Origin of the sequence: Wenyingzhuangia marina (genome assembly GCF_900130035.1) — a bacterium.
Classification (GTDB): Bacteria; Bacteroidota; Bacteroidia; order Flavobacteriales; family Flavobacteriaceae; genus Wenyingzhuangia; species Wenyingzhuangia marina.
Window position 1 is genome coordinate 92,027 of sequence record NZ_FQXQ01000006.1, and the last position, 24,465, is coordinate 116,491.

21 protein-coding genes, 1 tRNA gene and 1 other RNA gene are annotated in these 24,465 nt (G+C 30.7%); 14 read left to right on the forward strand and 9 right to left on the reverse strand.

Features of this window, described 5'->3' with window-relative positions:
- The first annotated feature begins 92 nt into the window (after positions 1–92).
- Together BUB70_RS12670 and BUB70_RS12675 are read left to right on the forward strand one after the other, a co-directional pair.
- Entirely contained in the window at positions 93–1,403 is a 1,311-nt protein-coding gene (locus BUB70_RS12670; RefSeq protein WP_073122162.1) for a DEAD/DEAH box helicase, read from the forward strand.
- 38 nt (positions 1,404–1,441) lie between these two features.
- Positions 1,442–2,389, forward strand: coding sequence for a DMT family transporter (locus BUB70_RS12675; RefSeq protein ID WP_084730285.1), 948 nt, complete (start codon positions 1,442–1,444; stop codon positions 2,387–2,389).
- Positions 2,390–2,453: 64 nt separating this feature from the next.
- On the opposite strand, the gene BUB70_RS12680 is transcribed toward BUB70_RS12675, so the two are convergent.
- A complete protein-coding gene (locus BUB70_RS12680; RefSeq protein ID WP_073122164.1) occupies positions 2,454–3,764 on the reverse strand; it encodes a DEAD/DEAH box helicase in 1,311 nt (436 codons plus the stop codon).
- A gap of 184 nt (positions 3,765–3,948) precedes the next feature.
- Between BUB70_RS12680 and BUB70_RS12685 the strand changes: the two genes are divergently transcribed.
- Positions 3,949–4,803, forward strand: coding sequence for an RluA family pseudouridine synthase (locus BUB70_RS12685; RefSeq protein ID WP_073122167.1), 855 nt, complete (start codon positions 3,949–3,951; stop codon positions 4,801–4,803).
- Between the two features lie 95 nt (positions 4,804–4,898).
- On the opposite strand, the gene ffs is transcribed toward BUB70_RS12685, so the two are convergent.
- An RNA gene (gene ffs / locus BUB70_RS12690) (signal recognition particle sRNA small type) lies at positions 4,899–4,997 on the reverse strand.
- Positions 4,998–5,140: 143 nt separating this feature from the next.
- Here ffs and BUB70_RS12695 point away from each other — a divergent pair.
- From BUB70_RS12695 to BUB70_RS12710, 4 genes are read left to right on the forward strand one after another with little or no spacing between them, the layout of a single operon-like run.
- Entirely contained in the window at positions 5,141–5,656 is a 516-nt protein-coding gene (locus BUB70_RS12695) for a DUF4199 domain-containing protein (RefSeq protein ID WP_073122169.1), read from the forward strand.
- A gap of 7 nt (positions 5,657–5,663) precedes the next feature.
- Positions 5,664–6,617, forward strand: a complete 954-nt coding sequence (locus BUB70_RS12700) for a glycosyltransferase family 2 protein (protein ID WP_073122171.1) — start codon at positions 5,664–5,666, stop codon at positions 6,615–6,617.
- A gap of 56 nt (positions 6,618–6,673) precedes the next feature.
- Positions 6,674–8,392 carry a phospho-sugar mutase gene (locus tag BUB70_RS12705; protein WP_073122173.1) on the forward strand — a complete coding sequence of 573 codons (1,719 nt, stop codon included), beginning with the start codon at positions 6,674–6,676 and terminating at the stop codon, positions 8,390–8,392.
- Positions 8,393–8,395: 3 nt separating this feature from the next.
- Entirely contained in the window at positions 8,396–10,228 is a 1,833-nt protein-coding gene (locus BUB70_RS12710) for an ABC transporter ATP-binding protein (RefSeq protein WP_073122176.1), read from the forward strand.
- 59 nt (positions 10,229–10,287) lie between these two features.
- On the opposite strand, the gene BUB70_RS12715 is transcribed toward BUB70_RS12710, so the two are convergent.
- Positions 10,288–10,827: a Smr/MutS family protein gene (locus BUB70_RS12715; RefSeq protein WP_073122178.1), complete on the reverse strand. Its 540-nt coding sequence runs from the start codon at positions 10,825–10,827 to the stop codon at positions 10,288–10,290.
- 77 nt (positions 10,828–10,904) lie between these two features.
- Between BUB70_RS12715 and BUB70_RS12720 the strand changes: the two genes are divergently transcribed.
- Complete coding sequence (locus BUB70_RS12720) at positions 10,905–11,543, forward strand: low molecular weight phosphatase family protein (RefSeq protein WP_073122180.1); 639 nt, start codon at positions 10,905–10,907, stop codon at positions 11,541–11,543.
- Between the two features lie 115 nt (positions 11,544–11,658).
- Complete coding sequence (locus tag BUB70_RS12725) at positions 11,659–15,216, forward strand: TraB/GumN family protein (RefSeq protein ID WP_073122183.1); 3,558 nt, start codon at positions 11,659–11,661, stop codon at positions 15,214–15,216.
- A gap of 156 nt (positions 15,217–15,372) precedes the next feature.
- Here BUB70_RS12725 and BUB70_RS12730 read toward each other — a convergent pair.
- A tRNA-Leu gene (locus tag BUB70_RS12730) sits at positions 15,373–15,454 on the reverse strand.
- 90 nt (positions 15,455–15,544) lie between these two features.
- Here BUB70_RS12730 and BUB70_RS12735 point away from each other — a divergent pair.
- Together BUB70_RS12735 and BUB70_RS12740 are read left to right on the forward strand one after the other, a co-directional pair.
- Entirely contained in the window at positions 15,545–16,942 is a 1,398-nt protein-coding gene (locus BUB70_RS12735; protein WP_073122185.1) for a dipeptidase, read from the forward strand.
- Entirely contained in the window at positions 16,935–17,402 is a 468-nt protein-coding gene (locus BUB70_RS12740) for an OsmC family protein (RefSeq protein ID WP_073122187.1), read from the forward strand. The genes BUB70_RS12735 and BUB70_RS12740 overlap by 8 nt, the downstream gene beginning before the upstream one ends.
- Here BUB70_RS12740 and BUB70_RS12745 read toward each other — a convergent pair.
- From BUB70_RS12745 to BUB70_RS12755, 3 genes are all read right to left on the reverse strand, one after another.
- A complete protein-coding gene (locus BUB70_RS12745; RefSeq protein ID WP_073122189.1) occupies positions 17,399–18,127 on the reverse strand; it encodes an esterase family protein in 729 nt (242 codons plus the stop codon). The genes BUB70_RS12740 and BUB70_RS12745 overlap by 4 nt on opposite strands.
- Before the next feature lie 15 nt (positions 18,128–18,142).
- Positions 18,143–18,751, reverse strand: a complete 609-nt coding sequence (locus BUB70_RS12750; protein ID WP_073122191.1) for a GDSL-type esterase/lipase family protein — start codon at positions 18,749–18,751, stop codon at positions 18,143–18,145.
- Positions 18,752–18,823: 72 nt separating this feature from the next.
- A complete protein-coding gene (locus BUB70_RS12755; RefSeq protein ID WP_073122193.1) occupies positions 18,824–19,183 on the reverse strand; it encodes an MmcQ/YjbR family DNA-binding protein in 360 nt (119 codons plus the stop codon).
- An 85-nt stretch (positions 19,184–19,268) separates the two neighbouring features.
- Between BUB70_RS12755 and BUB70_RS12760 the strand changes: the two genes are divergently transcribed.
- Entirely contained in the window at positions 19,269–20,609 is a 1,341-nt protein-coding gene (locus BUB70_RS12760) for an aldehyde dehydrogenase family protein (RefSeq protein WP_073122195.1), read from the forward strand.
- Here the strand turns inward: BUB70_RS12760 and hemW are convergent.
- Positions 20,606–21,730 carry a radical SAM family heme chaperone HemW gene (hemW, locus tag BUB70_RS12765; RefSeq protein WP_073122197.1) on the reverse strand — a complete coding sequence of 375 codons (1,125 nt, stop codon included), beginning with the start codon at positions 21,728–21,730 and terminating at the stop codon, positions 20,606–20,608. The genes BUB70_RS12760 and hemW overlap by 4 nt on opposite strands.
- Positions 21,731–21,871: 141 nt before the next feature.
- On the reverse strand, positions 21,872–22,426 hold the full coding sequence (gene ruvC / locus BUB70_RS12770; RefSeq protein WP_073122324.1) for a crossover junction endodeoxyribonuclease RuvC: 555 nt from the start codon (positions 22,424–22,426) through the stop codon (positions 21,872–21,874).
- Positions 22,427–22,482: 56 nt separating this feature from the next.
- Between ruvC and BUB70_RS12775 the strand changes: the two genes are divergently transcribed.
- The gene (locus BUB70_RS12775) at positions 22,483–23,379 is read left to right on the forward strand and encodes a hypothetical protein (protein WP_143155305.1); all 897 of its coding nucleotides are present in this window, start codon (positions 22,483–22,485) and stop codon (positions 23,377–23,379) included.
- A complete protein-coding gene (locus BUB70_RS12780; RefSeq protein ID WP_073122206.1) occupies positions 23,376–24,458 on the forward strand; it encodes a glycosyltransferase in 1,083 nt (360 codons plus the stop codon). The genes BUB70_RS12775 and BUB70_RS12780 overlap by 4 nt, the downstream gene beginning before the upstream one ends.
- The last annotated feature ends 7 nt before the right edge of the window (positions 24,459–24,465 follow it).

Here is a 24,465-nt window from a genome sequence, read left to right on the forward strand (position 1 = left end):
TTCCACTCTCCCTTTCACATTTCTTGAACTCACTTCTTTTTTGTTCTTAGTTTACATTACCTTGCAGTAGCAAATCAATATCTATTTCTGCAATGTCTACAAACCACAAAAATCAATCAAGTATCCTTTCTAAACTAGGAATTACACAATTAAATCCTATGCAAGAAACTGCTCAAGAAGCCATTGCTACTAACAAAGATGTTGTTTTGTTATCGCCTACAGGAACGGGAAAAACCTTGGCTTTTTTATTGCCTATGCTAGAAAAGTTAAATTCAGATAGCAAAGAAGTACAGACATTGATTATTACTCCTTCTAGAGAATTAGCCATACAAATTGAGCAGGTTTTTAGAGAAATGGGAACGGGTTACAAAGCCAATTGTGTGTATGGGGGTAGACCGATGTCTAAAGATAAAATTGAGTTGGCACATACGCCAACCGTTTTGATTGGAACACCGGGTAGAATTGCAGATCATTTACGTAAAGGAAGTTTTGAAACATTTGATATTGCTACCTTAATTTTAGATGAGTTTGACAAATCTTTAGAAGTTGGTTTTGAAGCAGAGATGAGTGAAATTGTGGAATTACTTCCATCTATCAAACAAAAAATATTAACCTCAGCCACTCAAGAAATTGAGATTCCAACTTTTGTAGGCATTCAAAACCCTATAGAGATTAATTTTTTAGGTGAGAAAAAATCTCAATTAATCATCAAAAAAGTATTGTCTCCGGACAAAGACAAATTAAAAACTTTGGTAGATACACTTTGTCATATTGGAAATAAATCTGGAATCATCTTTTGTAATTATAAAGACAGTATTGCTAGGGTAAGTGATTATTTAAACGATTATGAAATTCCACACGGTTGCTTTTATGGAGGTTTGGAACAAAAAGACAGAGAACGTGCTTTGATAAAATTCCGTAATGGAACTTATCATATTTTAATAGCAACCGATTTAGCTGCTCGTGGTTTAGACATTCCAGAAATTGATTTTTTAATCCATTATCAATTGCCTTTAAAAGTAGAAGAATTCACCCATAGAAATGGTAGAACTGCTAGAATGAATAGTGAAGGAACAGCCTATGTAATTCAATGGAAAAAAGAAGACTTACCAGATTTTATTACTATTGATGATGTAGCACATTTGCAACAAAATACATTACCTGAACCATCTCCATGGAAAACCTTGTTTATTTCTGGAGGAAGGCAAGACAAAATATCAAAAGGAGATATTGTAGGTTTGTTAATAAAAAAAGGAAAGTTATCTGGAAATCAAGTGGGGGTGATAGAACTAAAACATGATTGTGCGTTTGTATCTGTAAAAATTAAAAACACCAAACCTTTGTTAGACATTATTAACAACGAAAGATTAAAGAAAAAGAAAGTTAGAATTACCGAAATTTGATTTCTTACTTTTATATCATCAACATGAAAAAGTAAACAATGCAAACCACATCAACCAAACCTCATACCAGAAACGAAAAAATTCTCTTAATAGCCATGATTCTTAGCATGTGTACCTGGGGGACTAGTTGGACTTGTGCTAAAGTTTTGGGGACTTATACAAGCGCTTTAAACCTAAGTATGATGCGTTTTATTTTAGTCCCTTTGACTTTAATTCCGCTAACTTATTTTGCTAAAATTAAAGTCAATGTAAATAAAAAAGGATGGTTTCATGTAGCAGGAGCATCTATCTTTATTTTATTGTACACCTTGTTCTTTTTTAGAGGAGTTCATGAAGGATTTCCTGGAGCTGGTGGCGTTTTAGTAACAACCATCAATCCTATATTTGCATACATTATTGGATTGGTCATCAGTAAAATACTACCGAGCAAACAAGAATACCTTGGATTGCTTTTTGGATTTTTAGCAGGAATGGTTTTGTTAAAAGTTTGGGACAATACAGCAGCCATTTTAGATGTAGGAAATATCTATTTTTTATTAGCTGCTTTTGTTTGGGCTGTGATGAGTAAAATTAGTTCTCACGCCAATAAATTTGGAAACGCTATTGGGTTTAGCTTATGGACTCATATTCTAGCAGCATTAATTATTGCTTGTTTTGTTGATTTTAAAGAACTTAAACAATTATTAATCACAGCTGACACCAAATTCTGGTTAAATATTTTATATTTCGGTGTGGTAAATTCAGCCTTAGCCACTACCTGCTTCTTATATGTAACGGCTAGAATTGGGGCTGAAAAAGCCAGTACTTATATTTTTATTGTTCCTAGCACCGCTGTATTAACCTCTTTTATATTTATAGGAGAACAAATTTTATGGAATACAGTTGTTGGAGGTGTTTTAGGAATTTTAGCCGTATTTATCATCAACGGAAAGTTTAATCGTAAAAAGAAGAAAAAAGTAAATGTGATGAGAAACATTGCTCGATAAACATAAAAAATCCCAAAATGAAATTTCATTTTGGGATTTTTTATGTTTTATAAATTGGAGTATTTTATCTTCTATTTCTACCTCTACCTAATTTAGAAGCTGCACTTTTTTTAGCTTGCACCCACTTTGGTGTTTCACCTGGTTTGGCTTTCTTTTTAGCCGTTTTAGGTTTTTGAGCAGCTTTTGGAGAACTGGTTCTAGAAGGCCCTTTTTTCATCGCTTTTAATTCTTCAGCTGTTGGTGCTTTAAAATCAAAACCTTCTAAAGATTGCATCGGTAATTTTAATCCTAGTAATTTTTCAATATCTAAGGCAAATTTTATTTCCTCACCACAAACCAAAGAAATAGCATGTCCACTTGCTCCTGCTCTACCTGTACGTCCAATTCTGTGAACGTAATCTTCTGGTACATTTGGCAATTCGTAATTAATTACGTGTGGTAACAACGGAATATCTAATCCACGAGCTGCAATGTCTGTAGCTACCAACACTCTCACTGAACTTTTCTTAAATCCCTCTAAAGCTTTGGTTCTTGCTGCCTGACTTTTATTTCCGTGAATAGCAGAAGCGGTAATCCCTGCTTTTGCCAATCTTTCTGCCAATTTATTAGCTCCGTGTTTGGTACGTGTAAAAATTAAAACCTGACTCCAGTTTCCTTTTTTTACCATGCCAATCACAGCTTCTGGTTTGTCTCCTTTATTTACATTGTAAAAAGTTTGTTTTACTTTTTCTGCAGTCGTGTTTTGTGGAGCAGACTCCACCGACACTGGACTATTCATAAAAGTATTGGCCAATGCTTTAATGTCTGGAGAAAAAGTAGCAGAAAACAATAAGTTCTGACGTTTTTGTGGAACCAACGCTAATATTTTTTTAATATCACGTAAAAATCCCATGTCCAACATTCTATCGGCCTCATCTAAAACCAATATCTCAATTTTAGACAAAGACAATGCATCTTGACTAATTAAATCTAATAATCTACCTGGTGTAGCAACCAATACATCTACTCCTCTTCTCAAAGTTGTAATTTGTGGTTTTGGTTTTACTCCTCCGAATATTACGGCTGATTTTATATCTAAAAACTCACTATATTCTCTTACGTTTTCATAAACCTGTGCTGCCAACTCTCTTGTTGGTGTTAATACCAAAGCACGTATAGGTCTTCTTTTCCACTTATTTTGAGTAGATAATGAATGTAATAATGGTAATGTAAATCCTGCTGTTTTTCCTGTTCCTGTTTGTGCAGATGCCAATACATCTTTACCTTGTAAAATATGTGGAATGGCTTTTTGCTGAATGGCTGAGGGCTCAGTATATCCCTTTTTGTTGATGGCTTTTAAAATAGCCTCTGATAATCCTAAAGATTCAAATGTCATAAATATATTTTAAGAATGGCTTCAAGCCGATTCTGTAGCGGCTGCAAAGGTACGACTTAATAAATGATATTGCGATTCTTTTTTATATTGTTTGATAATGAGATAGATAGACACATCTATCCTCATAAATTTAGAAGCCAAAAGCTACAAATATTTAAGAAGAATGCTTTAGCTTCGTATTACTATGAAAATCACAGAAACACACACTTCTCCTAACTTACCGTACGGCATTAGATTATCTGATTATGCTGTGGGAATTTTTGCTAGTATTCCAAGTAAAGCAGGAATTAAAAAAGCTATTAAAAAAGGATTGATTTTGGTGAACAATCAACGTGGAGTTTCAGGACAATTTATTGTTGGAGGAGAAAAAATTGAATTGTTAGAAGATGAAAACCTTATCAAAAAAAACATCGATTTAGCCTTAGAAGTCCTTTGGGAAGATGATTATTTAGCTGTGATTTATAAGCCTGCTGGTCTATTGGTTAGTGGTAACAAAGCCAAAACAGTCACCAACGCTTTGCCTTTTAACTTAAAACCTAGTACACAAGAAAACGCAGTAAAACCACAACCTGTACACCGATTAGATTTTGCAACAAGTGGATTGTTATTAATTGGAAAAACAGCTGATAGCATTAGAGAATTAGGAAAATTATTTGAAAACAAAACGATTCAAAAAACTTATGAGGCCGTAACTATTGGTAAAATGAAAAACCAAGGAACTATTAATTTCCCTATTGATGGAAAAGAAAGTTTGTCTAGTTATCTTCTTTTAAAAACAGTTAACTCAGAAAGATTCGAAAAACTAAACTTGGTACAATTAACCCCACATACAGGACGAAGACATCAATTAAGAATTCACTGTGCACATATTGGAAATCCTATTTTAGGAGATGTTGAACACGGTATTGAAGAAAAAATTTTAAAAGGAAAAGGATTGTTTTTACATGCCAAATCTTTGGAGTTTACACATCCTTACACTCAAGAAAAACTAGTAATTCAAAAAGAAACCCCTGCAAAATTCAACAGATTATTTATTTAAAAAATTGAATCTTAAACCTTTATTATTAGAAACACAAAATCCAGCCTTTAGAGCTGGATATCTATGTAAAATAAACTTACTAATTGTCATATAAAAAAGGGCAAGCTGCCTACATCACACCGCTACAACCAAGTACCCTTGCTGCGTTCCCGCCCTGGGGGATTCCGAGGGAGCTAGTTGTGTAGGACTTGCCCGGCGGCAAATTTACAACCTTATTACAATTCTCACAACATTTAGCACATCATTTTTTAACATTCAATTCATCTTATTCAAAGCGTACACTTTAGCCCAAGAAATACCTATATTTGCCATTAAATTTTAAATAGAAAACATTCAAATGAATTCATTTTTTAGCACAAAACCTGTTTTAAAATTCGGAATCCTTTCCGGACTTTTATTAGTTTTAAATGAAGTAATCATCAATACCGTAACACAAACCAATCCATATATTGGAGAAAGAGATTCAGTATTTTCTTTAATTGGTTTAATTATTCCTGTAATAGTAATTGTATTTGCTATTAACTTCTTAAAAAAGAACAGCAACATTGAAAGTTTTGGACAAATTGTTAAACCTGGTTTAATCATTGGGTTGATTACCGCTCTGGTTTATATTGCTTATACATTGTTATTTATTTATAGCATTGAACCTGATACTTTAAATCAGTTTGATGAAATCAATCGTCAGCGTTTAATTGCAAATGGTCAAGTTAAAAATAGTAAAGATATTGCCGATGCAGTACAACTATCAAGAAATGCTTTCTTACCAGGGACTATTTTGTTTAGTATTGCCGTTAATTTATTCATAGGTTTTATTACTGCGGTAGTAACTGCTATATTTGTACGTAATAAATAAAACAAGCATGCAAATATCTATTGTAATTCCATTGTTAAATGAGGCGGATTCTTTACAAGAATTACACCAATGGATTGTAACAGTAATGAATCAAAATAATTACAGTTACGAACTTATCTTTATTGATGATGGAAGTACAGATGGTTCTTGGGACATGATTAAGGCATTGCAAACTCAGAATCCAAATGTAAAGGGAATTAAATTCTTAAAAAACTTTGGAAAATCTCAAGGATTAAATGCTGGTTTTATTAAAGCCGAAGGTGATGTTATTATTACCATGGATGCTGATTTACAAGACAGTCCCGAAGAAATTCCGGAACTTTACAACATGGTTATTCAAGGAGGTTACGATATTGTAAGTGGATGGAAAAAGAAACGTTACGATTCTAAAATCAGAAAAAACATTCCTTCAAAATTATTCAATTGGGCTGCTAGAAAAACTTCTGGAATCCAATTAAATGACTTTAATTGTGGATTAAAAGCCTATCAAAAAAAGGTCATCAAAAGTATTGATGTTACCGGTGAAATGCACCGATACATTCCTATTTTGGCTAAAAATGTTGGTTTTAAAAATATTGCAGAGAAGCCTGTACAACATCAAGCAAGAAAATATGGGGAAACCAAGTTTGGAATTGATCGTTTTACCAACGGTTTTTTAGATTTAATCACTTTGTGGTTTTTATCAAAATTCGGAAAACGCCCTATGCATTTCTTTGGTTTGATGGGAACTTTTATGTTTTTATTTGGTTTTATATCAACCTCATATATTGGAATTCAAAAACTACTCATTGTTTTCTATTATCACGAAACAGCCAAATTAGTTACTAATAACCCCTTATTTTATATCGCCCTAACCACCATGATTTTAGGAACGCAATTGTTTATTGCTGGATTTATTGGTGAAATGATTTTAAAGAACAGAAAAACTAACAATTTGTACTACATTGAAAAAGAAATATAAATCAGATTCTATATCTTTATATTAATAAAAACACTAATCTAACTTAATAATAAAACATGGTAACTCCTGAAATTATTGAAGCTTCAAAGCAATGGCTAACTTCTACATTTGATGCCGAAACTCAAAAAGAAATTCAAGATTTAATAGATAATAATCCCGAAGAATTAACAGACAGATTCTACAAAAACATGGAATTTGGAACTGGTGGTATGCGTGGCGTTATGGGAGCAGGAACCAACAGAATTAATAAATATACTTTAGGTAAAGCTACTCAAGGTCTTTCTGATTTTTTAATTCAGAACAACCCAAATAAAGAATTAAGTACCGTAATTGCTTATGATTGTCGTCATAACAGTAAAGAATTTGCCAAAGTAGTAGCAGATGTTTTCACTGCCAACGGAATTAAAGTTTTTTTGTTTGATGACTTAAGAACTACTCCAGAATTATCTTTTGCGGTTAGATATTTAAAAGCAGATGCTGGAATTGTTTTAACAGCTTCTCACAACCCACCTGAATACAACGGATACAAAGTATATGGTGCAGATGGTTGTCAAATAACTCCTCCAAATGATGGGTTGATTATTAACGAAGTAAACAAAGTTTCTTTTGATAAAATTAATTTCAACGCAAACGAAGACTTATTAACTTATATTGGTGAAGAAGTAGACAATGCTTTTAACCAAGTATCTGTAGACAACGGAACTTTTGGAGATGTTGATAGAAGCGCGTTAAAAATTGTTTTTACCGCTTTACATGGAACTTCAATCAAATCAGTTCCTCAAGTTTTAGACAAAGCAGGATTTAGTGATGTACATATTGTAGAAGAACAAGCCACTCCAAATGGAGACTTCCCAACTGTAAAATCACCAAACCCTGAAGAGCCCGAAGCTTTAGAAATGGCTACATCATTAGCAAACAAAATTGGTGCTGATATTTTAATGGGATGTGATCCTGATAGTGACCGTTTAGGAATTGCTGTAAGAGATTTAGAAGGAAATATGAAGTTATTAAATGGTAACCAAACCATGATTTTAATGACTGATTTCTTAATCAACCAAAAGAAAAAAGCCGGAAAATTAAACGGAACTCAATTTACTGCAACTACTATTGTTTCTTCTGAAATGGTAAAAGTTTTAGCAGACCATTACGGAATTGACACCGTAATTACTTTAACCGGATTTAAATGGATTGGAAAAGCAATTGCAGATAATCCATCTAAAGATTTTGTAGGAGGTGGAGAAGAAAGTTTTGGTTACATGATTGGTGATTTTGTTCGTGATAAAGATGCCGTAACTTCTTGTTTGTTAGCTTGTGAAATGGCTGCCCATGCAAAAGCAAACGGAACTACTTTATACAAACAATTATTAGATATTTATATTCAACATGGATATTATAAAGAGAGTTTAATTTCTATTACTAAAAAAGGAATGGACGGTGCTACTCAAATTCAAGAAATGATTGCAGATTTCCGTGCCAACCCAATGAAAGAAATTTTAGGATCTCCTGTAAAATATGTTTGCGATTATGAATCGTCAATCAAAAAGAATTTAATCACTGGAGAAGAAACAACTATTGACATTCCAAAATCTAACGTATTAATTTACCATACGGAAGACGGAACCAAAGTTTGTGTAAGACCTAGTGGTACCGAACCAAAAATAAAATTCTACTTTGGTGCAAAAGGAACTTTAACAAGTCACGACCAAGCAGAAACAGTAGAAGCCCAATTAGATCAAAAAATTAAAGATGTAATTGTGGCCTTAAACCTAAATTAATGAATGAAAAATTTTAAAAGATTTTTATCCTATGCCTTGCCATACAAATGGCAAGGTTTTTTTGCCATATTATTTAACATACTATATGCCTTATTCACCGCTTTATCGTTTGTAACTTTAATGCCTGTATTAAGTGTTATTTTTGGTGAAACAGATCCTAATTTTACAAAACCTGATTTCCCTGGAATTACACATTTAAACAAAGAATACCTAGAAACTTTTTTAAATTATTTTGTAACTACAAACACCCAAAACAATGGTATTGAAAACACGTTAACTCTGATGGTTGCTGGAGTTGTTTTTGTCTTTTTGTTAAAAAATATTTTTGGTTACTTGGGTAATATTTATATGATGTTTTTAAAAAACGATGTTTTAAAAGACATCCGTAATGAAATGTTTGAGAAAATTATTTCTTTACCTGTTTCCTTCTATTCAGAAAAAAGAAAAGGAGATGTGATTTCTAGAGCAACCAACGATATTGGTATCGTAAATAATACTTATTTAGATTTGGTGATTACTTTTATTAGAGAGCCTTTAAATATTGTTTTCACGTTGATTATCATGTTTAATATGAGTTGGGAATTGTCTCTATTTATATTCACATTCATTCCTGTTTCTGGATTTGTAATTTCTATCATCACAAAAAAAATAAAACAACAATCTACCGCTATTTTTCAACAAGGAGGAAATATGTTAAGTAGTATTGAAGAAGCCATTACAGGACTAAGAATTATCAAAGCTTTTAATGCTGAAAAATTTATTATTAACAGATATAATGAATTAAGCGATAAAATTCTTAGGCTTAGTAATAAAATGGGGAAACGTGCCTCTGCTTCTAGTCCTACTAGTGAATTTTTAGGAATTGCAACCATTGCTTGTTTGCTTTGGTTTGGGGGAAGAATGGTATTGGTAGGAGAATCTATAGAACCTAGTCAGTTTATTGTTTTTATGGGATTGGCTTATAATATTTTAACCCCTGCAAAAGCTATTTCTAAAGCCAACAATAGTATTAGAACAGGAAATGCAGCAGCAGATAGAGTCATTGAAATTTTAGACAGCACCAATCCATTAGCAGATCAAAAAAATGCTGTGGAAATTACAGGATTCAATCATGAAATTGTTTTTGATAATATTTCTTTTAAATACCATCAAGAATATGTGTTAAAGAATTTTTCTTTAACCATTCCTAAAGGAAAAACAGTAGCGTTAGTTGGCCAATCTGGTAGTGGAAAATCTACTTTGGCTAATTTAATTACTCGTTTTTGGGATGTAAACGAAGGAAAAATCACCATTGATGGTATTGATATTAAAACCATCAACACAAAATCTTTAAGAGCCCAAATGGGAATTGTAGCTCAAGAAGCTTTGTTGTTTAATGATACTATTAAAAACAATATTGCCTTGGGTATTTCTGACGCTACTGATGAAGCAGTCATGCAAGCTGCAAAAATTGCAAATGCACACGAGTTTATCAAAGATATTCCTTTAGGATATAACAGTCCTGTTGGAGATAGTGGTGGATTGCTTTCTGGGGGACAAAAACAAAGAATTGCTATTGCTAGAGCTGTGTTTAAAAATCCGCCAATTATGATTTTAGATGAAGCCACATCAGCTTTAGATACAGAATCTGAACACTTGGTACAACAAGCTTTAGAAAACATGATGGAAAACAGAACTTCTATTGTGATTGCTCACCGATTATCAACCATTCAGAATGCGGATTTAATTGTAGTGATGAAAAAAGGGGAAATTGTAGAACAAGGAAAACATGAGGAGTTAATTAATTTAAAAGGAACTTATTACAATTTGGTGAATATGCAATCTTTAGAATCATAAACATAAAATAAGAACGTATAAAAACAGCGTATTGATGGTTTCAATACGCTGTTTTTATTTTAAAAAGTAACTTCAGTAGCTCCCAAACCATATCGCTGATAAGAAGCTTCTTCATATTTTAAAGAGTATCGATTAAAAATACTATACAATCCATCCTTTAAAACTCCTTCTCCTACTCCATGAATAAATACAATTTTTGGTATTCTATTTTTAATAGCAAAATCAACCTTATGCTGAGCCGTATCTAATTGTTTGTTTAAAATATCTCCATTAGACATTCCTGATTTAGATTTCACCAACTTTTCAATATGCAAATCAACCTCCATGACCACACCATACTTTTCTTGTTTGGATTTTTTAGAACTTCTTTTATTTTGCTCTACAAGTGAAGCTTTTTGACGTAACATTTTGTTGTTGATATCTGAGAATTTTGACATTTCAGACTGTTCTACCTTTACTAAAATCAACTGATTTATTTGATATTCTAACTCAAATCCATCTTCATCCAAAACAAGCACACTGTTTTTCAATACTTTAGAGACAACTCCTTTTATAATAGAGTCTTTCACCAGTACTTTATCACCTGATTTAAGTTTCATTGTTCCTTAATTATATATTAACATGTGTTTATACCTTAGCTCCTATATTTGTTTTTTAAAATATAAAAACACCCTAAATGAACATCCTACATAAAACAAATGTTAAGGATTTTTTTGAAAGAGCTATTAGAAATACAAAGTTAGATATTCAAAGAGAAACTTTACTAGAAAATATTGCGAATAAAATTGCAAAAACAATTCTTAAAAAAGGAGAAGTAAATATTAACTTTATCTGTACACATAACTCTAGAAGAAGTCAGTTTGCACAAATTTGGGCGTATTTTGCTATGGAATATTATGGAATTAATAACGGATTTAGTTTCTCTAGCGGAACCAGTGCCACAACATTTTACACAAGTACTTTAAAAGCTTTAGAAGAATCTGGTTTTAAATTTAGTTTAGAAGAGTTTAGTCATAAAAACCCAAAATATATTATTAATTACAATGGAGCTAAAAAAGAAATCTTAGGTTATTCTAAAGTAGTAGAAGACCCAATTAATAAAACTCCTTTTATTGCCATTACTACTTGTGGAAATGCTGATGAAAATTGTCCTGTTATTTTAGAGGTATCAGCTCGTTTTCATTTACCATACAAAGATCCTAAATGGAGTGATGATGAAGATAATGAAAAAGAAATATACTTAAATACTTCAAAAATCATTGCAGGAGAAATGGGAATCTTATTCAAGAAAGTTAAGGAACAATTGTTATCCTGAGACAAAACATTTAATATATAGTATTAAAAAGAGGAAATAATTCAATATTCCCCTTATATAAAACAAGTTGTTTTTATATTTTTAGCTTTCTTATCAATTGTTATGCTAAAAATATATGTCATTAAAAAAAACACTTCTATTATTTACATGTCTTCATGTATTAATTTCTCAAGCTCAAGAAAAAAATAGTTTACTCTGGAAAATTTCTGGAAATAATCTAAAAAAAGACTCCTATTTATATGGAACCATGCATGTTAGTGAAAAAATTGCATTTCATTTAGACGATGTTTTTTTTGAATCTTTATTAAAAGCTGATTTTGTTGCTCTAGAAACAGACCCAACTTATTGGTTAGATAATATTTATAAAGACAACGAATTAAATAATCAACTAAACCAATCTTTAAGCTCTTTCAATTTAGATTTTTACAACACTCCTTTTAAGTTGGAACAATACAAACAAGAAGAACTCATGTTTTTCTTATCGAGAGAAAGTATGTTATTAAATAGAGTTCTATACAGAACTAATCCAATGACTCAAAACTTTCAAGAAGATACATTCTTAGATATGTTCATTTATCAATCAGGTAAAAGATTTGGAAAACCAATTTATAGTTTAGAAGATTACGATCGTTCTTCTTATTTGGTTAAAAAAGCAACTGCAGCAGCACCCAAAGAAAAAGCTGATATTTGGTTGCAAAAATTATTAAAAAAACAGAATTATTACGATTTAATGAATAATGCTTACAGAGATAGAAACATCTATTTTTTAGACTCATTAAACAAAGGATCTAATACGGAATTCTTCATGAAAAACATGCTTTACAAGCGTAATGAGGAGATGGCTAATAATATTGAAAAAATTGCTACGAATGGAAGTTTATTCTCTGCTATTGGTGCTGCACATTTGGCTGGAGAAAAAGGAGTTATTCAACTTTTAAGAAACAAAGGGTATAAAGTAACGCCCTTACTATCAAAAGAAAGTAGTAAAGGAAAAGGACTAAAACAGAAAATTGAAAACACCATTGTTGAAACAAAATTTACCGAACAAACTAGTTTAGACGGTTTTTTTAGTGCAAAACTTCCTAACAAATTATACGAATTAAATATTGTAAATAATACGGTTTATTTATGTCCTGATTTGGTTAATGGATCTTATGTAATTGTTACTAGAATTTCTACTTTCTCTAAATTATATAATGATAATATTGATAAAGAAAATATTGATCGGTTGTTAACAGAAACCATCCCTGGTAAAATTATATCTAAAACACCTATAGAGAAACAAGGTATAAAAGGATTGGACATTGTGAACAAAACAAAATCTGGAGATTTTCAACAATATCAAATATTCTTTACTCCTTTGGAAATTTTAATTTTTAAAATGGCAGGAAAAAAGGATTACGTAAAAAACTATGGATCTCAATTCTTTAACTCTTTAAAGTTTAACCAGACTTCTTCCTCTTTTACCAAAGTACATCCTATATATGGAGGTTTTCATGTAGAAGTTCCTAATTATCATTCTTTTACCAATATCTCTAACACAGGGCATAGACTACTTCAAGCTATTGATGATAACCAAAATTATTATTTTGTAAAAGAAGTTACCCTTAATGATATTGATTATATTGAAGAAGATGAATTTGAACTTAAAAGAATTCAAGAACGTTTTTATATAAATAATGAATTTGAGTTCTCTCCAAAAGATTTTATCTTTTCTAAAAAAGAAAAAAGTTATCAAAGTAGTTCTAAATTAAAAGCATCAATCGGTAAATATTTACATTTAAAAACCTATACAAATGGAGCTCATTATTATTTACTAGGCTATTTATCTGAAAAAAATGAACCAAACGAACGTTTTTTTAAATCATTTAAAATAACTGATTTTACCTATTCTAAAGAAAATTTTGAAATAAAAAAAGACACCTCATTGTTTTTTAATGTAAACACTACAACAAAACCTTTATTCAAAAATTATCAGAACCAATATGGTAACGAAAAAAAGAAAGATTATGAACCTTTTGAAAGAACAGCAGTATATAATAGTAGAGCTAATGAAACCGTTTTTGTAACATTACAAAAAGACCACGATTTATCATCATACAAAAACATAGATTCTTTGTGGAATGACATTAGTTACAAACCTAACTTTTCATTTGAATCTATAACCAACAACTTTAGATCTTTTAAAGTATATAAGAAAGAAAAAGGGAAAAATAACAAGGGATATTATTACAACTATTTGCTAAAAGATTCTTTAAGTAGTAAAGCCATAAAAGTAAACCATCTTGTGACAAACAATGTTTTGTATAAATTAGAAACTTTAACAGATACACTACATAATGAAAGTGAATTTATAAAACAATTTTATAGTTCATTTACACCAAAAGACACAGTTATTGGAAAGCCATTATTTAAAGACAAAGTAGACATTTTTATTACCGCACTAAAAAATAAAGATAGTATTGTTTTAAATGCATCTGACTATATAAAGTTTGACAAGAGTAACATACATAAACTGGTTAACCTTTTAAAGAAATATGACTTTGCAGACAATCAATTAAAAATTAAAAAAGACTTAATTAAACAATTGGCAAAGTTTAAGGACAAAAAAGTTCAAAGTTTTTTAGAGAAAACTTATGAAAACTCTTTTGATAATCCAAACAATCAATTTGCAATTGTATCCTCTATTACCAATGAAAAAAACGAAGAGAGCTACAAAAAATTACTGAGTTTATTTAAGACAGACATTCCATTAACATCCTCTAAATATAAGATTACCAACTTATTTTCTAAACTAAGTGATTCTCTAGAACTGGCTAAAAATCTATATCCAGATATATTAAGCTTTAGCACAATTTCCGAATACAAAGATCCTATATATAATTTATTAGCAAAACTGGTAGAAAAAGAAACTATTGATCCTTTGTTCTATGAAGATTTTAAAAATCAAATTTTAACAGATGCTAAAATAGAATTGAAGAGACAAATAAATAAAAAAATTGAAAACGCCTCTTCAAACTACAATTATAACAACAATTCTAATTACTATTCAGAAGATGATCCATTAAATAATTTTGTGAAAATTCTTTTTCCTTTTAGAAAAGAGAAAAACATCAAAAACTTTTTTAACAGACTTAATTATACAGAAAATTATTATGTAAAAAGCACATATGTTACACTCAAACTAAAAGAAGATAATAAATTGGAGAAGAAGTTTTTTAATAATTTATTAGCAAAATTAAACAGTAGAGGTGTATTATATAAAAAGCTAGAAAACATTAAACGAACTGATATATTTCCAAAAAAATATAAAACCAAAGAAGAAATCTACAAATCTTACCTATTTAAAAATAATCAGAAAGAAAACTTACAAGACACCATTGTATTTATAGATAAAAAAGAATTTATAAAATCAAAAATACCTTATGAGGTTTATTTTTACAAATCTAAACCACATATAAATTCAAACTCCTATGACAAAAACTGGAAACTGAGCTATATAAGCTTTAAAAAGAAAGAAGAAATTGGTATAAAACATTATTATAAAATGGAAAACAAAGCTATAGATGAAACCAAACCTATCGAAAAAACTATAGAAATAGCAACTGAAAAAATTAAGCTAAAAGATAGAAAAAGGGTGAATTTAGAGGAGACAAATTATTATGGATACTAAATAATAGTTGATTTCATAACTCTAGAAAAAGTCATAGCTATGCATTTAATATAAAAGCCTTCACAAAATGTGAAGGCTTTTATATTTTTGAGTAAATTCCAATTTATCTAACTTCTGTATAAACAAAAAAACTTCTGTTTTCACAGAAGCTTTTTGTACGGGCGGAGAGACTCGAACTCTCACACCTCGCGGCACTAGATCCTAAGTCTAGCGTGTCTACCAATTCCACCACGCCCGCTGTTAAAATCTTTAACGACTGCAAATATAAACAATAGTTACAATTTGCAAAGAGAAATATTATATTTTAGTAATACTTTAATATTTCATCATGAAAAACATCAATCAATACATTTCTAAACACAAAGAACGCTTTTTAAATGAACTTATTGAGCTCTTAAAAATCCCTTCTATTAGTGCCGATTCAAATTACAGGCCGCAAGTTTTACAAACTGCCAACCACGTTTCCAATGCTTTAGCAGAAGCTGGTTGTGAAAACATACAAATTTTACAAACCAAAGGAAATCCTGTAGTGTATGCAGATAAAGTGATAGATCCTAATTTACCTACCGTTTTGGTTTACGGTCATTATGATGTGCAACCTGCCGATCCTATAGAACTTTGGGACACTCCTGCCTTTGAACCGACCATAAAAAAAACAAAAATTCACCCAGAAGGAGCTATTTTTGCCAGAGGCGCTTGCGATGACAAAGGCCAAATGTTTATGCACATTAAAGCCATTGAGTTTTTAATTGCTACAAATCAACTGCCATGTAACGTAAAATTTATGATTGAGGGAGAAGAAGAAATTGGATCTCCAAGTCTTGCTCCGTTTATTAAAGAGCATGCTGAATTGTTTAAAAATGATGTAATCTTAATTTCTGACACTGGAATGATTTCTAACGATCAACCTTCTATTACTACAGGTTTGCGTGGATTGAGTTATGTAGAAATTGAAGTTACAGGTCCAAACAGAGATTTACATTCTGGATTTTATGGAGGTGCTGTGGCAAATCCTATCAATATTTTAAGTCAGATGATTGCCAAACTTCATGATGAAAACAACCATATTACCATTCCTGGTTTTTATGATGATGTATATGAATTGTCTGAAGAAGAAAGAGCAGAAATGGCCAAAGCTCCATTTGAACAAAAAGATTATAACAAAGCATTAAATATTGAAGAAGAATGGGGTGAAAAATCTTATTCTACTATTGAAAGAAGTACTGTAAGACCTACTTTAGATGTAAATGGTATTTGGGGTGGTTATATTGGCGAAGGGGCTAAAACCGTGTTGCCATCAAAAGCTTTCGCTAAAATTTCTATGCGATTGGTACCCGGCCAAGATCCCGATAAAATCACTCAATTATTCACAGACTACTTTATGAGCTTGGCTCCAAAATCTGTAAAAGTAGTGGTAAAACCTCATCATGGAGGAAAAGCTTATAGAACGCCATTGGAGTCAACAGGATATCAAGCAGCCTATAAAGCATATGCAGAAACTTTTACCAACGCACCTATTCCACAACCTTCAGGAGGTAGCATTCCAATTGTTTCCTTATTTAGTGATGTTTTTAATAGTCATACTATTTTAATGGGATTTGGATTAAACAGTGATGCCATTCATTCTCCAAACGAACATTATGGATTGTTTAACTTTTACAAAGGGATAGAAACCATTCCTTATTTTTATCAATACTTTACCCAAATACATCAACAAAATGCGTAATGAACATACTTATAAAATTGGCTTAGAGTGGAAAGGGAAACTTACCACTGATAAAAGAAACAGGTTACGCTATGAGCGTATTTATGAACTAAATTTTGATAACAAACCTAGTTTAATGGGTTCTGCTGATGCTACTTTTCATGGTGATGATAGTTTATACAATCCTGAAGAAATGCTCCTCTGTGCTTTGTCATCATGCTATATGATGTCTTTCTTTTATTTATGTAGTTTAAAAAATATTGAAATTGTTGGTTACAGTGACGAACCTATTGGAATGATAAAAGTAAATCCTAACGGAAGTGGACAATTTGAAGAGGTTACCTTACAACCTTCTATTTGTATTAAACATAAAGATGCTAAAGAAATTGAAGTGATTTTTAACGAAGCTCATGATTATTGTTTTATAGCCAGATCTTGTAATTTTAACATCAACCATGCTCCTAAAATAGATTATTATTAAATGTAAATAGTAACCATTTTTCTCCAATACTTGGCCCTATGTGCTTCACCATCCCATTCATTAAATTGATAAGAAATTCCTTTTTCATCAAGAATGGTTTTTAATTTATAGTTGCTTTCTAAAAACAAATCATCTTTACCAATCACTAAGACGATATCTAAATTTTTAATATCAGCTATTAAAGCTTCATCGTGCAAATTTTTTAAATATTGATTTGGCATATGATAATACACAAAATCATTGTGGTACCCTCCTAACAAATCATCAAAATAACCTTTACAAACAGTTAAATCATAACGCCCGCTCATTCCCACAACTTTGCAAAATAAATTAGGATGTCTCATGGCAATATTTACAGCATGATAAGCTCCTAAACTACAACCCGCAGAAATCACATTTGGATTGTTATTTACTTGATGCATTAAAGGAAAAACCTCGTTTAACAAATAATTTTCGTACTGGCAATGTCTGTAAATTCTATGGCCAGGATGATCATGTGCATTATAAAAAGTTTCTGTATCAACACTATCAATACAAAAAATCTGCAAATGTCCTTCATTAATTTTTTCTTCTAAAGCTTTAATAACTCCCCAATCTTCATAATCAAAAAAACGTCCCATTCTTGGCGGAAAAAACAAAACTTTTGCTCCAGAATGACCAAAAATCAACAATTCCATTTCTTTTTCTAAATTGGGACTGTGCCATTTATGGTATTCTCTTTTCATAGCTTTTCTTTATAATTAAGACATTTCTAAAACCGGAAATGATTCTTTATGAGTTTTAATAATATCAAACCAAATCTTATATCCTTTTTTATTTAAATGCAAACCATCCTCTATAAAATAGTCTTTATTTGGTTTTCCAGAAGCATCTAACATGGCTTCATAAATATCAATAAAATAAAAGTTTTTATCTTCTTTAGATATTTCCTTAATGTTACTATTTGTATAACGAATACTACCTTCTAAATACCATCGGCTAGGGCTAGGTTTTATAGAAACAAAAGTTACGGGAATATTTCCATAATCTTTTCTAATTTGATCTAATAAAGTTCTAAAAAACAGTACTATTTCCTCTGGATGTCTCCCATCTCCTAAATCATTATCTCCTGCATAAATCATGACTGCTCTAGGATTTAATCCTTTGAAATTTTTTTTATAAAACCAAGAACAGGCTGCTAGTGTAGAACCTCCAAATGCTAAATTAATTGGGGCATATTCTTTAAAAAGAATTGGAAGTTCATTCCATAAATTAAAAGAAGAACTCCCATAAAAAACCATATCAGGCTTGTATTTTATTTTATTTTTTTCTCGTTCTAATCTTTCTAACTCTTCATGATACCAAAACATCTTCCTCTTTTTTAAATCGAGGGCTAAAGTTAATCAAAATTTATGCTTCAGGCATAACATCCTGAAATTTAACTATTTTATAAAGCCTAATTCTTTTTGTTTCTTTTTTGTTAAGCTTTTCACTACCAAATCATAAGAATGATCTATCCATTTTTTTATGTCATCTGTAGACATATCAGAAGCTAATAAAATAGTGTTCCAATGTTTTTTATTCATGTGAAAAGCTGACGTTACTGACGAATATTTTTCTCTTAATTCAATAGCCATTTCTGGATCACATTTTACATTTACTGCGTGTGGTATCCTTTCCAAACCTGTTAAAGCAAACATTTTATCAGACACTTTAAACACCAAAGTAGATTCGTCAAAAGGGAAACTCTCACTTACATGAGCTTTGGAAATACAATACGTTCTTAAATCTTCTATATTCATTTTTATCAATTTTTCTTAGGACAGAACAGGATGCCCACTAAGATACATTTTGTAAGTTTGTAAATCAAACATTGTATATTTTCTAATGATTATTACCACCAATCCATATACTCAAAAAAAAATTCAACAATATTCTTTTTTAAAAGATGAGGAGTTAAATTTAAAACTAAATACAGCTCAAAAAAGTTATAAAAATTGGAAAAATACTTCTTTTAAAGAAAGAGAACAATTGGGTATAAAACTAAAAGAATTGATGCTGAGTCGTAAAGAATCATTGGCAAATCTTATTAGTACAGAAATGGGAAAACCCATTACTCAGTGCTTAGCAGAAGTAGTCAAAACAAGTACATTGGTTGATTATTTTACAAGTAATACAGCCAATTTTCTTAAAAATATAGACTTAGATGAAAACACTTATGTGAGTTATCACCCTACAGGAGCTGTTTTTGGTATTATGCCATGGAATTTTCCACTTTGGCAAGTATTCCGTTATGCGTTTCCAAACATTATAGCTGGAAATGTTTGTTTGTTAAAACATGCTCCAAATGTTACGGGTTGTGCCATAGCCATTCAGCAATTATTTGAAGATGCAGGTTACCCAAAACATGTTTTCACCAATTTAATTATTGATATTCCACAAGTAGAACAAGTAATTGCTCATAATGTGGTGCAAGGAGTTTGCCTAACAGGAAGTACAAAAGCAGGAAGTTCTGTAGCTGCTTTGGCAGGGAAATATTTAAAAAAATCGGTATTAGAATTAGGAGGTACAGACGCTTCTATTATTATGGAAGATGCTGATTTTGATACTGCTTTAACTTCTGCTTTTGATTCTAGAACCGCCAATTCTGGTCAAGTATGTATTGCTGCCAAAAGAATTTTTGTACCTAAAAACAAATTGGAATATGCTATTGCCTTTTTTAAACAGAAAATAGCGGATTTAAAACAAGGAAATCCTTTAGAGGAAAGCACTCAAATAGGTCCTATTTCTAAAGCTGAGTTTTTACCTATTTTGCAAAATCAAGTGGAAAAAACCATTAAAAACGGAGCTGAATTAATAGTAGGTGGAAAAATTAAAGAACCTTTTTACGAAACCACTTTGTTAGTTGTAAACAAAGAAAACTCTATGTTAAAAGAAGAAATTTTTGGTCCCGTTATTTGTGTTATTCCTTATGAAAATACTGATACTTTAATTGAAGAAGTTAACAATTCTGAATATGGATTAGGTACTGCTATTTGGACAAAAAATATTGGAAAAGCCAAATCACTCGCAGAAAAAATAGAAGCAGGTTATGTATCCATCAATTTTAAAGTAACCAGCGATCCTAAATTTCCTTTTGGAGGAATTAAAAAATCTGGTTACGGAAAAGAATTAGGAGAACATGGTTTAAAAACTTTTTTAAATGCCAAAACCAACACCATTGCTTAAACCCAAAATAATTCACTAGCAATTCCATCAGCTAAAAACTTTCCTTTTTGTGTAGTTTTTAGCTGATTTTGTTTTAACATTAAAGTACCGTTTTCTAAAAAAGGTTGAATCTGTTTTTCCAAAAAGATACTGGTTTTTATTCCAAAATCTTGAGATACTTTTTCTAAAGACACCCCCCAAATAGTTCTTAACCCAGTCATAATATATTCATTATACTGATCTTTAACTGTTAATATTTCTTGACCAGATGGCAAACTATTTTCTAATAAAGACTTAATATATTTAGCATTGTTTGCTACGTTCCAACTTCTAATATTCCCATTAAAAGAATGTGCCGAGGGTCCAAAACCTAAATACCATTTTCCTAACCAATAAGACGTGTTGTGTTTTGAATAAAAGTTAGGTTTTCCAAAGTTTGATATTTCATAATGATCAAATCCTGCTTGGGTTAAGGTGTTAACTAAAATATCAAAATGTTGAGCCGCCAAACTTTCATTAATAACAGGATATGTTCCTTTTTTGATAAAATCTGCCAAAGCAGTTCCCTCCTCCACCGTTAAAGCATAAGAGGAAATATGTGAAATTCCAAATTTTAAAGCTTGTTGAATATTTTGTTTCCACTCCTCATTAGATAATCCCGGAATTCCATACATCAAATCAATAGTAATATTGTTAAAATATTGAGTAGCCGTATGTAAACATTGTTTTACTTCTTCTGATGAATGTGCCCTATTCATCATCTGCAACTCTTTATCACCAAAAGATTGCACCCCTATACTTAACCTATTAATTTCTGTTTGTGCTAATTCTTTTATTTTATCATCTGTTAAATCATCAGGATTGGCTTCTAAAGTAATTTCAGGAATCTCAATTACTTTATAGTATTGCCTGATCGTTTTAATAATGTTTTTAATTTCATCAACATCCAAAATACTTGGTGTTCCTCCTCCAAAATAAATAGTCTTTACCGTTTTATTTTTAAATTCATCAGCCCTTAAAATAATTTCTTGTACCAATGCTTTTAACAAAGGCTCTTTATTTTTTAAAGAAGTAGAAAAATGAAAATCGCAATAATGACATGCTTTTTTACAAAACGGGATGTGTAAATAAATACCTGACATTTTTATTGATTATTTGTTGATTTGTTTAACTGCTTAGTTGCTATTGACAATAATTAGTAATTAACCCCTGAGTACTTTATTTTTATTCTATTGATATTAATCCCTTAAACAATTTCACAAATAAACGATTAAGCAACTCAACTATTTTACTATTTTACTCTCATTCTGACTTACAAAACTTGCCCAACCACTGTAATTTTTTCCTCCAACTTTTACACCGCTGTTAAAAAAGTGACAAACAGCTGCAGCCAAACCGTCGGTAGCATCTAAATTTTTGGGTAAGGTTTTTAAATCTAACAAACTCTTAAGCATCATTGCTACTTGTTCTTTACTGGCATTTCCATTTCCGGTAATGGCCATTTTAATTTTTTTTGGTAAATATTCCGTTACTGGAATATCTCTAGACAAACCGGCAGCCATCGCTACTCCTTGTGCCCTACCCAACTTTAACATTGATTGTACATTTTTTCCAAAAAAAGGAGCTTCAATAGCCAATTCATCAGGATGATAAGTATCTATTAACTCTATGGTTCGTTCAAAAATCAAGCGTAGTTTTACATAAGGATCGCTGTATTTACTTAACAACAATTCGTTCATTTGAACAAATTCCATTTTTTTTCCTACAACCTTAATTACTCCAAATCCCATAATGGTGGTTCCGGGGTCTATACCTAATATAATTTTTTCTACAGCCAATAAAGTGGATTTAACTATTTTAGCAAAGATAGCTAAATTGAATGCTACCATGGTGCATGCTTAAATCAATTCGTAAACATTTTACTTTGCTCAACAACATATTAAAGTATATGGTGAGTTGTATTGCCTTGTTTTATATTGCATATAGAATTTACACCACTACTTTTAGTGTTTCAGATCTTTATCATTTTTTAAATCCTGTAATGCTTATTTTTATTATTCTTCTGTCTTTTGGGAATTGGACTTTTGAAATTTTAAAATGGAAAATTGTGATTCAGACTTTTGAAAAAATTTCTTTTAAAAAAGCAGCTTATGAAACTTTGGTGGCTTACACCTATGGATTGATTACCCCTTTTAACTCAGGAAATTATTTCAAAAAAATTCTTTTCTATTCCAAAAAGCACAGTAAAAAAATCGTGTTTTTAAATTTGTCCAAAGGGATTTATCAAATGATGACCACTATTATTTTTGGAAGTTGGGGAGTTTATTATTTGATGGATAATATTGATGCTAGAGCTTTTAATCAACAAACATTTTTAATTATTACTAGTTTTATAGGATTGATAGTTTTTGTTGTTTTCAGAAAAAAAATCATCCCATATATTAAAAATATTCCTGTAAAAGTTCACATTCAATTATTTCTGTTTTCGGTAATCAAATTTCTTTTCTTTTCGTTCTTGTTGATGATCTTATTACATCAATCCAACATAAATTCACTAACATTATATGCAGGTATTTGTGCCATTTATTTATTAAGTTCTTTACTACCCATTTTAAATATTTTAGATTTTGCCATTAAAGGAAGTATGGCTCTCTTTATATTGGTTCCTTTAGGATATTCCGAAGCAAATATTTTAATTGCTTATTTTATTTTATGGATTTGCAACCATGCTGCTCCAGCCATTACAGGAAGTTTTTTACAGTTTTATCATCTTAAAAAAGAACAAATATGATTGTCATAATCCTTTATAGTTTGATGATTCTTCTTTTTATAGTTGGATTGATTCGTCTGCCTAAAACAGAAATTGATAAAACAATTCCTCAAAAAAAAATCAGTATTCTTATCCCATTCAGAAACGAAGAAAATACTTTGGATGCACTTTTAAAAAGTATTCAACATTTAGAATACAACTCAGATAACTTTGAAATTCTTTTGATTGATGATGAATCTACAGACGCTTCTGTAAAAATCATTAAAAGATGGCAAGATAAAATACCAAACCTTAAAATATTAAACAACCATAGAGTAAGTAATTCTCCTAAAAAAGATGCCATTCAAGTAGGAGTACGAGGTGCTCAATTTGATTTTATCATCACTACAGATGCAGATTGTATACTTCCTAAAAATTGGTTATTGGCTTATAATACCATTATTCATCAAAAACAAAGTTTGTTTGTAGCAGGTCCTATTGCACTTAAAACCCAAAAGAATTTTGTAGAACAATATCAAAAATATGACAATCTAAGTTTGATAGGAGTTACCATTGGTAGTTTTGGAATTAAACACCCCATGATGTGTAATGCTGCCAATATGGGTTTTGATAAAAATGTTTATTTACAAATGCAATCTCATCAAACCAACATTACAAGTGGTGACGATGTTTTTACTCTGGAAAACTTTGTAAAACAATTTCCTAAAAAAGTACATTATTTAAACACTACGGAAGCACTAGTCGTTACAAAAGCGGAAAACAATTGGAAAAGTGTAATTCAGCAACGTATTCGTTGGGCAGCCAAAAGCACACATTATAAAAGTTTGTTTACCAAAACAATTGGATTATTGGTTTTAATCACCCAGTTATTCATCGTATTTGGATTGATGTTAAAACCGCTATTTATTTTTTACTTATTGCTAGTAAAAATCGGAATTGACTTTGTCATTATCATTATTACTAGTAAAAAATTAAAACAAAAAATCAGCATTCCACAATACGTATTGACGGGAATACTTTATCCTTTTTTAAATACTTCTATAGGAATAAAAGCACTTTTTGGTGGTTATCATTGGAAAGGAAGAAACTTTAAAAGATAAAATTATT